Here is a 13,155-nt window from a genome sequence, read left to right as displayed (position 1 = left end):
GTCGCCGCCCGGTTTTCAAGACTTGAATGGTGGCGTCAGAAACGCTGCAATACGCCATTACCGCGCCGCTGCGAGCAGGCGCGGTAATAGACCTTATATGGATATTGCGACAACACTGGAGCAGATTGCTACCAGGCGACCATGAGCTCGCTGACGCCGTAGATGTCGGAATCGAACTTGAAGTGCTCGGGCTTCGGCCGCTCCGCGAGGCGCAGCGTGGGCAGGCGGCCGAACAACGCCACGAACGTCTCCTCCAGCTCGATGCGCGCCACATGCTGACCGATGCACTGATGGATGCCGAATCCGAAGGCCATGTGGCGCTGGTCGCCTCTGAGAATGTCGAGGTCGGACGGGCTGGAGTAGATCTGGTCGTCCCAGTTGACCCCGCCGATGGAGACGATCACGCCCTCGTCCTTGCGGATCAGCTGGCCGCCGATCTCCAGATCGTCGGTCGCGACCCGCACCACCGCGACGTCACCGACAGCGAAATACCGCAGCAACTCGTCGGTGGCCTTGCTCGCCAGTCCCGAGTCGGCTCGCAGCAGCTCCAACTGGTCGGGGTGGTCCAGCAGGCCTATCGTGCCCAGCGCGATCATGCTGGCCGTCGTCTCGTGGCCGGCCGCGAGCATGAGCGCGACCAGGCCGACCAGCCCGTCGTGGTCGAACACCGGCTCGGCCAGCTCGCGGTTACGCAGGATGAGCCGCCCGAGCAGGTCGTCGCTGGGCGACTTCTCCCGCTTGCCGATCAGCTCGTCAATGTAGCCGTAGAGCTCGAGCAGATTCGCGTTGCGGACCATCGGCGGCGTCCGCTTGTCGGCGTGGACCTTGGTCTTCTCCTGGAAGAACTCCCGATCCTCCGGCGGCACGCCGAGCATCTCGCAGATGGTCAGCGCCGCGACCGGCAGTGCCAGCTTGTCCAGCAGATCGGCGGGCGCACCGCTGGCCGTCATGTCGTCGAGGCAGTCGTCGACGATCGTGCGGATGACCGGTCGCATCGCCTCGATGCGCCGCATGGTGAACTCGCGCACCAGCATCTTCCGCTGCATGCCGTGCACCGGCGGATCCTCGCCGATCAGCGCCTGCTTGCGCGGCGATTGGTGCACCACCTCGTCCCGGTCGACGACCTTGACCAGGGGGAACTGCGGGTGCAGGCGGTCGGAGCTGATCCGCGGGTCGGTGAGGAACTGGCGGGCGAGCTCGTAACTGGTGATCACCCAGGCCAGCCGTCCGTCGACCAACCTGACCCGCATGACCGGGTTGTCGGCGCGCATGGCACGGTAGCCGTCGGGCATGCGCAGCGGATCCTCCCGCCGCATCGGAAATACCGGGCACTTCGCCGCGTTCACGCGAGAAGCGGTATCCATTGAGTCTCCTCGGTTTCTTTGCGACGGCCGGGGGCCAATTCTGGCGTCAGCATATTTGTCGGGGATGCTGCCCGAGTTCCGCAGCGACCGGTAGAGACGGTTCGAACATTTCGATGAGCGTCAGCGGCACCGCATATTCGGCGGCCACCGGACGACCGATCGAAAAAATCGATAAGCCCTGGGAAAAGGCGGGCGAGCAACCGGAGAATTGGTCCGGCTCCGGCTACCGGATGCCCCACAGATAGGGGTTGAGCATGGTTGAACGATGGCCGATCGTCGGCATGGGAGCAATATGCAGCCTCGGGTCGACGGCTCGGGAGACGTTCGACGCCCTCTGCGCCGGTCGCAGCGGTCTCGCCCCGATCCGCGGCTTCACCACGGACTGGTACACCAGCGACTCGCTCTTCGAGATCGACGACCGGGACGACTCCAAGGACCGCCCCGGACGGGCCACCGGTTTCCTGCTGAGCGTGATCGCCGAGGCCCTGACCGACGCCGGGCTGTCCGATGATCTCGGGGACGTCCCGGTGCTGGTCGGCACCGGCCTGCGGGAGCTGCGCTCGGTCGAGCTGTGGCGCGGGTCCGGCGCCGCGGTGACTCCCGCCGAGCTGCACTTCGGCGCCGCCGTGCGAAGCCGGTTCGGCGCCTGGGACACGCACACGTTCTCCAACGCCTGCTCCGCCTCGCTCTACGCGCTCTCGCTGGCTACCGACCTGCTCTCGGCCGGCGAGGCCGACACCGTCGTGGTCGCGGGCACGGACTCGATCACCGAGAGCATGTTCGGCGTCGCCGACCGGGTGCAGTCGATCCCGCCGGACGCGGTGCGGCCGTTCGACCGGGAGCGCCGGGGAACCATCCTCGGCGAGGGAGCGGCCGCCGTGGTGCTGCGCCGCGAGCCCGGGACGGGCGGGTCTCCGCGCGGCTGGGTGCGCGGCGTCGAGGTGAACTGCGACGCGCACCACCCCACCGCCCCTGAGGCCGGGAGCATCGCCGGTGCCATGCGAGCCGCCCACCAGCGGGCGGGTGTCACGCCCGCCGACATCGATCTGGTCATGCTGCACGGAACCGGGACGATCGCCAACGACCTCGGTGAGGCGCTGGCGATGCGCGAGGTGTACGGCGAGGACCTCGCTCGACCGGTGTGCACCGCGATGAAGTCGATGACCGGCCACACCTCGGGCGCTTCCGGCCTGCACAGTCTGATCACCGCGCTACAGAGCATGGACGCCGGCCGGGTGGTGCCCGTGCCGACGCTGGAGAAGCCGATCGACGAGATGAGTGGCTTCCGCCTCGCTCGCGAGCAGGCGGTCCCGGTTGACGCCCGGCTCGCACAGATCAACGCCTTCGGGTTCGGAGGCATCAACGCCGTGACCGTCGTGGAGGGCAACCGATGAGCGAGCAGCTGTTCGTTACCGGCATCGGTGTGGCTCTGCCCGGTGCCGACCACCGCGACGCCGTGCTGGATCCGCAGGTCCCGGAGCCGGTCGACCCGGCGGCCCGGATCGGCCGCAAAGGCCTGCGCTACAAGGACCGGGCGACCCAGCTGGCGCTGGTCGCAGCGTACGAGGCGTTGCGCGACGCCGGCCTGCTGAGCGATCCCGACGACGCCAAGTCGCACGTCGCGGTCGACGCCTCCTCGGTGGCGGTGATCGCGGCCTCCAACTACGGCAACCTCGACTCGGTCGCCGCGACCATCGACACGATCCAGCAGGACCGGAGCACCCGGTTGGTCAGCCCGATCAACACGCCCAACCTGTCCAGCAACGTGATCGCGTCAGAGGCCGCGATCCGGTACGGCCTACGTGGCCCGAACCTGACGGTCTGCAACGGCTCGACCGGCGGGTTGGACGCGCTGCGCTGGGCGGGCTCGCTGTTGCGTGCCGGCCGGGCCGAGCACGTCCTCGTCGTAGCGGTGGAGCCGGACAACGACGTGGTCCGCTCCTTCGCCGGCACGCCTCGCGCACTGGACGGCGCGGTGGCGATGGTGCTCGGACCGGCACGTGACGAGGTCGACACCAAGCGGCCGCCACAGGCCGTGCTGAGCGCCACTCAGCGCGCCGCCACCATCGATGATCTTCTGCCCCGGCTCGGCGTCGACCTGACCGCCGTGGACGGCTGGTACGGGCCCGGAGGAGCCGCCGAGCACGGGCTGATCGGCCAGGTCCGGCCGATCGAGCTCGGCCACGACTGGGGTACCCCCTCCAGTGTGCTGGGCCTGCTCCAGTGCGTGCACGCGGCAGCCCGCTTCGCTGCCGGCGCCACCGGGACCCTCCTCGCGGTCTGTGGCGACCCGGCCGACGGCGTCTACTGCGGAACCCTCGTCGAGGCACCTCGCCAGGCCTCACGCGCGCTCACGGCGGCGGGGCACGACGCCCACCGCTGACCCTCGCCAACGAACAAAGAATTGATGAGAAGGAGACTGACGTGGCCGTTGCACTCGACCGCACGGAACTCATCGCGCTGATCGCGGACGTGCTCGACCTCAACCCCGAGGTGATCACCGACGACGCGCACTTCATCGACGATCTGGGCGTCGACTCGCTACTGGCGCTCGAGCTGGCGGTCGCGCTGGAGCGCCGGTGCCAGATCAAGATCGAGTCGACCGAGATCGTCGATGTGGAGTCCCTGCGCGACGTGATCACCCTTCTGGACCGGAAGCTGACGATCGCGGCATGAGCATCGGGACGCCCGTGGAGACCGCGGACTACCTCCTGGTGGAGACACGGCAGGGCGACACGGTGGAGCTGTTCCTGCGGGACGCCCTGACGCTGGTGCGAGCGGGCCATCGGGTCCGCCTGCTGCTCGTCGGCGACGGCGTCGGCGTCGCCGCGGGACGCACACCGCAAGTGATCACCGACTTGCTGGCCGGCGGCGGGGAAGTCTGGGCCGATGACTTCACGCTGGCGCAACGGGCCATTCCCCGGACGTCGCTGGTCGCCGGTGCGGCCGTGGTCAGCATGGAGGAGGTCGCGCGGTTGCTCGGCGACGAACGGGTGCGGGCGGTGTGGCACTGATGCCGGTGGCCGCCGATCGCCGCATGTGGGACCTGCTGCTGGTGCTCACCGCTCCCCCGCACGTCGACGACTCGCTCACCACGGTGCTGCGGTTGTCACGGGCCATGCTCGACACCGGACGGACGGTCCGGGTCTGGGCGTGCGGCTACAACACGATGCTGACCCAGGAGACGCTCGCCCCGGTGAAGCCGGTCAACCTGCTCGACACCACGGGGTCATACCCCTCGGCCGCCGGCGTGATCCGCGACATGATCGACACCCATCGCGGGCGCTTCGGCTGGATCGTCTGCACCGCGTGCAGCGCCGAGCGGGGTGCCGGCCGCCACATCGAGCAGGTGCGACTGCGCTCGGACGCCCGGCTGGCGGCCACGATCAGCGCCGCCAGCCGGACCCTCTACATCGGAGGAGCTTGACGATGGGCTATCTGGCGATCGTGGACCGGGGCTACCGCGGCAGCCTCGAGGCACAGTTCTTCGACGCGCTGTACGGCGTGCGAATGTTCGCTGCCCAGCTCGGCGGCATCGACCTGCTGCTGCGAGGCACGTCCGTGACCGCCGCGCTCCGGCCGACCGGAGACGTCCCGCAGGTCACGCTGGGCAGCGAGCCCGTCGCCCTCTCGGCGGACCCGCGGTCGGCGATCAGCGGCCTCACCGGGAACGGTGCGACCGTCTATGTGGACGCCGGGAGCCTCGCGGATCTGGGCCTCGGCCCGGAGGCGGTGCTGCCCGGCTGCGCGGTGCTGGACACCACGGAACTCGCCGTCCGGTGGGCGGGCTACGAGCAGGTGTGGTTCCTGTGACCGGCACGCCGTACGCCCGGCCGCTGGACGCCGTGGACGAGATGTCGGTGAGCCGGACGGACACGGGCTGGATCCTGCGCATCGCCAAGACAGTCCGGCGTACCGACGCCTACATGTCCGGGCACTTCCCCGGTCTCATCCTCTATCCCGCCGTGTTCCTGCTGGAAACCGTGCGACAGGCCGCCGGCCGGGCGGTGGAGACCGCGCCGGACGGATGGTGGGAGATCACGACCGTCCGTCGCCTCCGGCTGCGCCGCCCGATGCACGAGGGTCACCTGCTCGATCTGGAGGTGGTCCTCACGCCGGCCGGGGAGGGCGATCCGGCCCTCACGGCGGCCGTGACCGTACGCCACGGCGATCAGCCGGTGGCCGAGCTCTCGTTGCGCCTGGAGCCTGGAGCGATCTGATGACGCCGGACTATCGCTGGATTCTCGACCTCATCCCGGTCCGCCACCCCATCGTCCTGGTGGACCGGGTCGAGCACCTGGAGCCGGGTTCGCACATCGTCACCGCCAAGGCGGTCAGCGGCGGCGACCTCTGCTATCAGGGTCTCGCCGAAGGCCTGCCCGCCGAGCGGTACGCCTTCCCGCGCTCGCTGGTGGTGGAGTCGTTCGGCCAGTCGGCTGCCCTGCTCTGGCTGGGCAGCACCGCCCTGCGGCAACAGCAGACGCCCGGAGCGGCTTCCGACCGGCAGGACTGGGTCCCGCTGGCCGGAAGCCTCCGGCAGTGCGAGTTCTCCGGCAGCGCCTATCCCGGCGAGGTGATCCGCCATACCGTGCGCCTGCACGAGGTGATCGACGGTGCCACGGCGTTCATGTCCGGGGAGACCACCGCGGACGGGCGGCCGCTGTTCCGCGTCGGTCAGCTGACCGCCGTACGCCGCCCGCGCGGCAGCATCACGGCGCCGGCGTGACCGTACGCCGGGTCCAGCGCACCGGCAGCGACTCGAAGCCCCAGATCAGGCTGGACCGCATCCGCCGCGCTTCTCCCGCGATCTCGATCTCCTCGAAGTTCCGCACGATCTCCTCGAAGAGCACGGAGAGCTCGGTGGTGGCCAGCGAGGCGCCCAGGCAGAAGTGTGTGCCGGCGGCGAAGGTGAGATGCCGGTTCGGCTTACGCCCGACGTCGAACCGGTCGCCGTCGGGGAACACGGTCTCGTCCCGGTTGGCCGACGGCAGCCAGACCGCTACCGCGTCGCCCGCGGCAATCCGTTGTTCCCCAATCTCGCAGTCGGCGGTGGCTGTGCGGAGCACATGCAGTGCCGGGCTGGTCCAGCGCAGAGTCTCGGCGACGGCCGTGGGCAGCACATCCGGTTCGTGGCGCAACCGCCGTAGCTGATCGGGGTTGTCGGCCAGGGCGAGGAGGCCACCCACGGACGCGTGCCGGGTGGTCTCGTTGCCACCGGAGATGAGGCCGTCGCAGTTGAGGAAGACCTCCTCGTCGGTGAGCGGCGCGCCGTCCACCTCGGCGTGCACGAGCGCGCTGACGATGTCGTCCTGAGGATCACGACGGCGGCGGCGCATGAGGTCGTCGTAGTAGAGAAGGATCTCGGTGTGCGCCTCGGCCGGCCCGGTCGTGTCCCCGTCCGGCGGCACCGCGCCGAACGCCGTCATGGTCAACCGCAACATGTAATCCCAGTCGGCCCGTGGGACGCCGAGCATGTCACAGATGACCGAGACCGGGAGCCGCGCGGCGAGTTCGGTGAAGTCGAACGGCTCACCCTCGGGCGCGTCGGAGAGCAACGCGGCCACCGTGGTCCGCATGTTGTCCTGCAGCCGGCGCACCATTCGCGGGGTGAACGCCGAATTCATCACTCCGCGTATCTTCCCGTGCCGCGGCGGGTCGGTGACGATGAGCATCTTGCCGGCCGAGCTCGCGGTGGCGGCGGGATCGTCGTCGAGCCGCATGCCCTTGGTCGACGTGAATTCACGGTTGTTACGCAGCACCTGCTCTGCTGCCCCGTGGCTAAGCACGGACCAGAAGTCCCGGGCACCGGGACGCCGCGTGTGGAAGACCGGGGAATCGGCGCGCAGCCGCGCCCACATCTGCTCGATCTCGCCCCTCTGGTAGAGATCCGGATCGGAAAGGTCCGGCACCGTCCGGAGATCACTCATGCGATCGCCACCCTTTCACATGAACGCTGCATCGCCCTGACGCCGCACGCAGCACGCGACGCCGATTCTGCTCCGCCGGCGGCCGGCCCCGGTCTCGTGATCGAAGATTTCTACGCGGGTCCGCCGCTGCCGCCTCCGCCGCGGGACCGGCCGCCGGCACATGTGGTGCCGATAGCAAGACGATAGCGATTCGCGCGGTGCCGGCGGCCAAGCTGACATCTGAACGTGAGCCCAAACGGAAGGCGGCTCATACAGTGACCGGCGAAGGAGTGCGGAAAGGCCTGTCCATCACTTTGCCACGCATTCGACAACACGGGGATAGCCGATGAACGAACGGGAGCTGCGAACATTCGTCGCCATTGTCGAGGCGGGCCGGATGGATCGCGCCGCGACGACGCTCGGATACTCACAACCAGCGGTCAGCTACCAGATCAAATGCTTGGAGCAGGAGCTGGGCACCCGGCTGTTCCTGCGCCACCCGGACGGTACGGAACTAACCAAGGACGGCGCCATGGTCCTTCCGGCGGCGCGCGCCGTCCTGACACTTCTCGACGGGATCAAGGAGGTCGCCACGCGCGACATCCGGGACCCGGTGGGTCTGCGCGTCAGCGGCTGACCAGTACGTGACGCCCATCGTCCGGCCGTTGACACGGTCGGACGATGGGCGTCTTGTCGCCGTGCCGGCGCCTGTCACCCGGCGGCGATCTCGGCTATCTCGGGCGTGCTGAGCGACAGGTAGGCCGCCGGTTTCATAGCGATCGACCGGTCCGCGAGGCCGACGTTGAAGAAGATCTCGCTGCGGTCCATGAGCCCCGCGTCGACGACGAGGTCCAGATCGGGATGGAAGGTGAAAGGCATGAAAGTGCCCGACGGGCTTCCGGCCAGCTGCTCCGCGACAGGCAGCGGCGCGAAGCTCACGTCCACCGCGGAGAACAGCGTCCGGATGCGTCGAAAATCCACCCGGCGGTCGCCGGGGACCACGGCGAGCAGGAATCGGCTCTCTTTCTTGGACGCGCGCACCCGCAGAACGATACTTTTCGCGGCGTCGGCAGGCGGGTGCCCACGGAAATGGCTGGCCTCTTCAGTGGTCGATCCCGGGCTGTGATGTATCAACCGGTATTCGACACGGCTCTGGTCCAGCATCTCGAACAATCGGGCGTGGACGTGCGATTCCATACCGGACCCAGCAATGGACATGACTTCAGTGAATCAGCGAGAAGCGCATTCTTCCACGCAGTATAAAGGAGTTTATCCTACGCCCTTTCCCGCATCAGCCACGCAGCATCTCCGCGACCAGGAAGGCGAGTTCCAGGCTCTGCTGGGTGTTGAGTCTCGGGTCGCAGGCGGTCTCGTACCGGGCCGGCAGGTGGAGATCCTCGATGCCCTGCGCGCCGCCCAGGCACTCAGTGACGTCGGCGCCCGTCAACTCTATGTGGATGCCACCGGGATGGGTGCCGAGCGAGCGGTGCACCTCGAAGAAGCCGAGCACCTCGTCGACGATCCGGTCGAAATGGCGGGTCTTGTAGCCGTTCGACGACTCGTGCGTGTTGCCGTGCATGGGGTCGCACTGCCACACCACCTTGGCGCCGGAAGCGTGCACCTTCTCCACGATCGCCGGGAGGGCGTCGCGAACCATGCCGTTACCCATCCGGCTGATCATCGTCAGCCGGCCCGGGATGTTCTCCGGGTTCAGCCTCTCGCACAGCTCGATGGCGGTCTGCGGGCTGGTGGTCGGGCCGAGCTTGACGCCGATCGGGTTCGCGATGCGGCTCACGTAGTCGATGTGCGCGTGATCCAGCTGCCGGGTGCGCTCACCCACCCAGAGGAAATGACCGGACAGACCGTACGCCCGCCCGTCCGACACACGGGTCTGCGCCCGGTCGTACTCCAGGGCGAGGGCCTCGTGCGAGCAGTACAGGCTGGCCGTACGCAGGGCCTCGCTCTCCGTCATGCCGCAGGCGCGAATGAAGTTGAGGGCGCGGTCGATCTCGCGGGCGATCGCCTCGTAGCGCTCACCGGCCGGCGAGGCACGGACGAAGTCCTTGTTCCAGTCGTGCAGGCCGTGCAGGTCGGCGAGGCCGCCGAAGAGGTAGGCACGCAGCATGTTCATCGCCGCCGCCGAGTTCGCGTGCGCACGGATCATGCGCTGCGGGTCGGCGACGCGCCCGGCCTCGGTCGGCTCCAGCGAGTTGATCATGTCACCGCGGTACGCCGGCAGGCCCAGCGCGTCGGTCGGTGAGGAACGGGGCTTGGTGTACTGACCGGCCACCCTGGCGATCTTCACGACCGGCATGGACGCGCCGTAGGTCAGCACCACCGCCATCTGCAGCAGTGTTCGAACGTTGGCGAGCAGGTGGCTCTCGGTGTTGCCCACGAAGGTCTCGGCGCAGTCGCCGCCCTGCAGGAGGAACGCCCGGCCCTCACAGACCTCCGCGAGCCGGGCCCGCAGCTGGTCCACCTCGTACGGCACGACGATCGACGGTGCGTTCTCCAGGACTTCGCACACCGCGGCGACCTCGTCGAGGTCCGGCCACGGCGGCGTCTGCACGCGCGGCAGCGACCGCCACGCGTCCAGGCCGAGCGCTTCGTCCTCGACCGAGTCGGTGGACGGACGTGAGGTCTGCAGAACCTCGGCGCTCAGAACGGGATGGCTGAGCCGGTGCCACTCACGGCGTACAGCTGATCTGGTTTCGACGGTCATGCCTCACCTTCAGGGTTCCGTTGTCGCCGGACCGGCCGGCGGATAGCGCCTCCGCGAATACCGAAATGCGTTGACGCTCGATTCTGGACGGGCGAAGGAAACCGAATCGTGCCGGACAGGAATCGATCCTCGGCGTTGCCGCATGCGACGACAACTGCGGTTCCAATTGTTGGATCCGCGAGGTATATGAAAAGAGGCCGATCCGCCCTAGAGAATTGTCCAGGTGTCGCCGGTGTTCAGGAGTTCGCCGAGCATCTGTTCGGGGGTGCCGGTGGCTTGGGTTTTGGCGTCGTGGACTTGTTTGCGGACGATTTCGTCGTAGGAGGGGCGGTGGACGTTGCGGAAGACGCCGATGGGGGTGGTGGTCAGGTCGGAGCCGGACAGGCGGGACAGGGCGAAGGCGTAGGCGGGGTCGTCGACGGTGGCGTCGTGTATCAGCGGGGTGCCGCCTTCTTGTACTTTCAGTCCGAAGCTGCCTTCGGGGTGCACGACCGAGTAGCGGGCGTCGGTGCCGAAGGTGATGGGTTGGCCTTGTTCCAGGCGGATCAGGTGTTCGTCGCGGGTTGACGGGTCTTTGATCAGTTCGAAGGCGCCGTCGTTGAAGATGTTGCAGTTTTGGTAGATCTCGACGAACGCGGAGCCCTGATGGGTGGCGGCGGCGCGGAGTACTGATTGCAGGTGTTTGGCGTCGGAGTCGATGGTGCGGGCCACGAAGGTGGCTTCGGCGCCCAGCGCGAGGGAGAGTGGGTTGAACGGGGAGTCCGCGGAGCCGGCCGGTGTGGATTTGGTGATTTTGCCGATTTCGGAGGTGGGTGAGTACTGGCCTTTGGTGAGTCCGTAGATCCGGTTGTTGAACAGCAGGATTTTCAGGTTCACGTTGCGGCGCAGCGCGTGGATCAGGTGGTTCCCGCCGATCGACAGGGCGTCCCCGTCGCCGGTGACCACCCACACGCTCAGATCCGGGCGGGATGCGGACAGGCCGGTGGCGATCGCTGGGGCCCGGCCGTGGATGGAGTGCATCCCGTAGGTGTTCATGTAATACGGGAACCGCGATGAGCAGCCGATCCCGGAGACGAACACGATGTTGTGCCGGGGGATGCCCAGCTCGGGCATGAACCGTTGCATCGCGGCCAGGATCGAGTAGTCGCCGCAGCCCGGGCACCAGCGGACTTCCTGGTCGGATTTGAAGTCCTTGGCGGTCAGTTTCAGTTCCACCGGGTTAGCCATTCTTGACCACGTCCTCGAGCATGTTCTCCAACGTCGCGGCGGTGAACGGCAGGCCGCTGATCTGGTTGAACGCCACCGCGTCGATCAGGTACTTGGCCCGGATCAGCTGGGCCAGCTGGCCCAGGTTCATCTCCGGGATCACCACCTTGTCGTAGCCGGCCAGTACCTCACCCAGGTTGGCCGGCAGCGGCGCCAGGTGCCGCAGGTGGGCTTGCGCGATCGGCAGGCCGCGCTGGCGCAGCGCCCGGCAGGCCGCGCCGATCGGCCCGTAGGTCGATCCCCAGCCGAGCACCAGGACGCGGGCGTTCTCCTCCGGGTCTTCCACGTCCACGTCCGGCACCGCGATCGTGTCGATGCGCTGCTGGCGGGTGCGGACCATGAACTCGTGGTTGGCCGGGTCGTAGGAGATGTCACCGGTCTTGTCGGCCTTCTCCAACCCGCCGATACGGTGTTCCAGGCCGGGGGTGCCGGGCACCGCCCAGGGCCGGGCCATCGTCTGCGGATCGCGTAGATACGGCAGGAACCGGCCGTCCGCCGTGTTCGGCTCGGTGGCGAACGGCACCTGCAGGTCGGGGAGTTCGTCGACGGAGGGCAGCAGCCACGGCTCGGAGCCGTTGGCCACATAGTTGTCCGACAGCAGGATCACCGGGGTGCGGTAGGTGACCGCGATCCGGGCCGCCTCGATCGCGGCGTGGAAACAGTCCGACGGCGACTTCGGGGCGATCACCGCCAACGGTGCCTCGCCGTGGCGGCCGAACAGGGCCATGTTCAGATCGGCCTGCTCGGTCTTGGTCGGCATCCCGGTCGACGGGCCGGCCCGCTGCACATCCACGATCACCAGCGGCAACTCCAACGCGATCGCCAAAGAAATCGTCTCGCCTTTGAGCGCCACCCCCGGACCCGACGTGGTCGTCACACCCAGCGCACCACCGTAGGCGGCGCCCAGCGCGGCGCCGATCGCGGCGATCTCGTCCTCGGCCTGCATCGTGGTCACACCGAACCGCTTGTGCTTGGACAGCTCGTGCAGGATGTCGGAGGCCGGGGTGATCGGATACGCGCCGAGGAAGACCGGCAGCTGGGAACGGACGCCGGCGGCGACCAGACCGAGCGACAGCGCCTGGTTACCGGTGATGTTGCGGTAGGTACCCGGCCGCATCTTCGCCGGCTTCACCTCGTAGCGCACCGTGAACGCCTCGGTGGTCTCGCCGTAGTTCCAGCCGGCCTGGAACGCCGCCTTGTTCGCCGCGACCAACTCCGGTCGTTTGGCGAACTTACGCTCCAAGAACCGCAGCGTGGACTCGAACGGCCGCGAGTACATCCACGACAGCAGGCCGAGCGCGAACATGTTCTTGGCCCGCTCGGCGTCCTTCTTCGAAACCCCGGCATCAGCCAGCGCACCGACCGTCATCGAGGTCAACGCCACCGGATGCACCGCATACTCACTGAGCGAGTCGTCATCCAGCGGACTGGTCGCATATCCGACCTTCGCCAGATTCCGTTTAGTGAACTCGTCGGTGTTCACGATGATGTCCGCACCCGCCGGCAACTCGGCCAGATTGGCCTTGAGCGCGGCCGGGTTCATCGCCACCAGCACGTTCGGCGCATCACCCGGAGTCAAAATGTCATAGTCAGCGAAATGCACCTGAAAACTGGACACACCCGGCAGCGTCCCGGCTGGTGCACGGATCTCCGCAGGAAAATTGGGCAGAGTCGAGATGTCGTTGCCAAGCTGAGCGGTCTCCGAGGTGAACCGGTCACCAGTGAGCTGCATACCATCGCCGGAATCACCGGCGAATCTGATCACTACCCGGTCCAGCTGCTCGACCCGCTTCGCGGGAGCGGCGGTGCCGACCGTGGTCGTACGGTGTTGCTCCGGTCCGAGCGTTGATATCTGCATCAGTTCCCCTCCGGGCGGGTACGGCGGCCTCGGTGGCGC

15 protein-coding genes are annotated in these 13,155 nt (G+C 67.9%); 9 read left to right on the top strand and 6 right to left on the bottom strand.

The annotated features are described in order from the left end of the window. Positions 1-128 precede the first annotated feature (128 nt). A complete protein-coding gene (locus tag I4J89_RS40670; protein WP_196419553.1) occupies positions 129-1,364 on the bottom strand; it encodes a cytochrome P450 in 1,236 nt (411 codons plus the stop codon). Positions 1,365-1,618: 254 nt separating this feature from the next. Here I4J89_RS40670 and I4J89_RS40665 point away from each other — a divergent pair, with 254 nt between their 5' ends. The 8 genes from I4J89_RS40665 to I4J89_RS40630 are packed head-to-tail and all read left to right on the top strand — an operon-like array spanning position 1,619 to position 6,090. Further along, entirely contained in the window at positions 1,619-2,758 is a 1,140-nt protein-coding gene (locus tag I4J89_RS40665; RefSeq protein WP_196419552.1) for a beta-ketoacyl synthase N-terminal-like domain-containing protein, read from the top strand. Next, on the top strand, positions 2,755-3,747 hold the full coding sequence (locus I4J89_RS40660; protein WP_196419551.1) for a beta-ketoacyl synthase N-terminal-like domain-containing protein: 993 nt from the start codon (positions 2,755-2,757) through the stop codon (positions 3,745-3,747). The genes I4J89_RS40665 and I4J89_RS40660 overlap by 4 nt, the downstream gene beginning before the upstream one ends. Positions 3,748-3,788: 41 nt before the next feature. Beyond that, positions 3,789-4,040 carry an acyl carrier protein gene (locus I4J89_RS40655; protein ID WP_196419550.1) on the top strand — a complete coding sequence of 84 codons (252 nt, stop codon included), beginning with the start codon at positions 3,789-3,791 and terminating at the stop codon, positions 4,038-4,040. Beyond that, the gene (locus tag I4J89_RS40650) at positions 4,037-4,378 is read left to right on the top strand and encodes a hypothetical protein (protein WP_196419549.1); all 342 of its coding nucleotides are present in this window, start codon (positions 4,037-4,039) and stop codon (positions 4,376-4,378) included. Before I4J89_RS40655 ends, I4J89_RS40650 begins: the two co-directional genes overlap by 4 nt. After that, positions 4,369-4,791 (top strand): ADP-ribosylation factor GTPase-activating family protein, encoded by a 423-nt coding sequence (locus tag I4J89_RS40645; protein ID WP_196419548.1) that lies wholly within the window; start codon positions 4,369-4,371, stop codon positions 4,789-4,791. The genes I4J89_RS40650 and I4J89_RS40645 overlap by 10 nt, the downstream gene beginning before the upstream one ends. A gap of 2 nt (positions 4,792-4,793) precedes the next feature. After that, positions 4,794-5,177 carry a hypothetical protein gene (locus tag I4J89_RS40640; RefSeq protein ID WP_196419547.1) on the top strand — a complete coding sequence of 128 codons (384 nt, stop codon included), beginning with the start codon at positions 4,794-4,796 and terminating at the stop codon, positions 5,175-5,177. Further along, the gene (locus tag I4J89_RS40635; protein ID WP_196419546.1) at positions 5,165-5,584 is read left to right on the top strand and encodes a hypothetical protein; all 420 of its coding nucleotides are present in this window, start codon (positions 5,165-5,167) and stop codon (positions 5,582-5,584) included. The genes I4J89_RS40640 and I4J89_RS40635 overlap by 13 nt, the downstream gene beginning before the upstream one ends. Further along, positions 5,584-6,090 (top strand): 3-hydroxyacyl-ACP dehydratase FabZ family protein, encoded by a 507-nt coding sequence (locus tag I4J89_RS40630; RefSeq protein WP_196419545.1) that lies wholly within the window; start codon positions 5,584-5,586, stop codon positions 6,088-6,090. The genes I4J89_RS40635 and I4J89_RS40630 overlap by 1 nt, the downstream gene beginning before the upstream one ends. On the opposite strand, the gene I4J89_RS40625 is transcribed toward I4J89_RS40630, so the two are convergent. Next, positions 6,074-7,291: a cytochrome P450 gene (locus I4J89_RS40625; RefSeq protein ID WP_196419544.1), complete on the bottom strand. Its 1,218-nt coding sequence runs from the start codon at positions 7,289-7,291 to the stop codon at positions 6,074-6,076. The two genes, I4J89_RS40630 and I4J89_RS40625, sit on opposite strands and share 17 nt — an antisense overlap. A gap of 325 nt (positions 7,292-7,616) precedes the next feature. Here I4J89_RS40625 and I4J89_RS40620 point away from each other — a divergent pair, with 325 nt between their 5' ends. Further along, positions 7,617-7,907 carry a LysR family transcriptional regulator gene (locus tag I4J89_RS40620; RefSeq protein WP_196419543.1) on the top strand — a complete coding sequence of 97 codons (291 nt, stop codon included), beginning with the start codon at positions 7,617-7,619 and terminating at the stop codon, positions 7,905-7,907. Positions 7,908-7,981: 74 nt separating this feature from the next. On the opposite strand, the gene I4J89_RS40615 is transcribed toward I4J89_RS40620, so the two are convergent. The 4 genes from I4J89_RS40615 to I4J89_RS40600 all read right to left on the bottom strand — a co-directional run bounded on the left by I4J89_RS40615 (position 7,982) and on the right by I4J89_RS40600 (position 13,116). Beyond that, the gene (locus tag I4J89_RS40615; protein ID WP_230860444.1) at positions 7,982-8,488 is read right to left on the bottom strand and encodes a YbaK/EbsC family protein; all 507 of its coding nucleotides are present in this window, start codon (positions 8,486-8,488) and stop codon (positions 7,982-7,984) included. Between the two features lie 73 nt (positions 8,489-8,561). Beyond that, positions 8,562-9,992 (bottom strand): class II 3-deoxy-7-phosphoheptulonate synthase, encoded by a 1,431-nt coding sequence (locus I4J89_RS40610; protein ID WP_196419542.1) that lies wholly within the window; start codon positions 9,990-9,992, stop codon positions 8,562-8,564. A gap of 207 nt (positions 9,993-10,199) precedes the next feature. Then, positions 10,200-11,219: a 2-oxoacid:ferredoxin oxidoreductase subunit beta gene (locus I4J89_RS40605; protein ID WP_196419541.1), complete on the bottom strand. Its 1,020-nt coding sequence runs from the start codon at positions 11,217-11,219 to the stop codon at positions 10,200-10,202. After that, the gene (locus I4J89_RS40600) at positions 11,212-13,116 is read right to left on the bottom strand and encodes a 2-oxoacid:acceptor oxidoreductase subunit alpha (protein WP_255521947.1); all 1,905 of its coding nucleotides are present in this window, start codon (positions 13,114-13,116) and stop codon (positions 11,212-11,214) included. The genes I4J89_RS40605 and I4J89_RS40600 overlap by 8 nt, the downstream gene beginning before the upstream one ends. Positions 13,117-13,155 lie beyond the last annotated feature (39 nt).

Origin of the sequence: Actinoplanes aureus (assembly GCF_015704865.1) — a bacterium.
GTDB lineage: Bacteria > Actinomycetota > Actinomycetes > Mycobacteriales > Micromonosporaceae > Actinoplanes > Actinoplanes aureus.
This window is presented reverse-complemented; position numbering and strand designations above follow the sequence as displayed.

What these genes read in the sequence shown, in the direction of transcription:
- I4J89_RS40670 (WP_196419553.1), bottom strand. Translation starts at nt 1,364, where the DNA reads ATGGATACCGCTTCTCGCGTGAACGCGGCGAAGTGCCCGGTATTTCCG.
- I4J89_RS40665 (WP_196419552.1), top strand. Translation starts at nt 1,619, where the DNA reads ATGGTTGAACGATGGCCGATCGTCGGCATGGGAGCAATATGCAGCCTC.
- I4J89_RS40660 (WP_196419551.1), top strand. Translation starts at nt 2,755, where the DNA reads ATGAGCGAGCAGCTGTTCGTTACCGGCATCGGTGTGGCTCTGCCCGGT.
- I4J89_RS40650 (WP_196419549.1), top strand. Translation starts at nt 4,037, where the DNA reads ATGAGCATCGGGACGCCCGTGGAGACCGCGGACTACCTCCTGGTGGAG.
- I4J89_RS40640 (WP_196419547.1), top strand. Translation starts at nt 4,794, where the DNA reads ATGGGCTATCTGGCGATCGTGGACCGGGGCTACCGCGGCAGCCTCGAG.
- I4J89_RS40630 (WP_196419545.1), top strand. Translation starts at nt 5,584, where the DNA reads ATGACGCCGGACTATCGCTGGATTCTCGACCTCATCCCGGTCCGCCAC.
- I4J89_RS40625 (WP_196419544.1), bottom strand. Translation starts at nt 7,291, where the DNA reads ATGAGTGATCTCCGGACGGTGCCGGACCTTTCCGATCCGGATCTCTAC.
- I4J89_RS40620 (WP_196419543.1), top strand. Translation starts at nt 7,617, where the DNA reads ATGAACGAACGGGAGCTGCGAACATTCGTCGCCATTGTCGAGGCGGGC.
- I4J89_RS40615 (WP_230860444.1), bottom strand. Translation starts at nt 8,488, where the DNA reads ATGTCCATTGCTGGGTCCGGTATGGAATCGCACGTCCACGCCCGATTG.
- I4J89_RS40610 (WP_196419542.1), bottom strand. Translation starts at nt 9,992, where the DNA reads ATGACCGTCGAAACCAGATCAGCTGTACGCCGTGAGTGGCACCGGCTC.
- I4J89_RS40605 (WP_196419541.1), bottom strand. Translation starts at nt 11,219, where the DNA reads ATGGCTAACCCGGTGGAACTGAAACTGACCGCCAAGGACTTCAAATCC.
- I4J89_RS40600 (WP_255521947.1), bottom strand. Translation starts at nt 13,116, where the DNA reads ATGCAGATATCAACGCTCGGACCGGAGCAACACCGTACGACCACGGTC.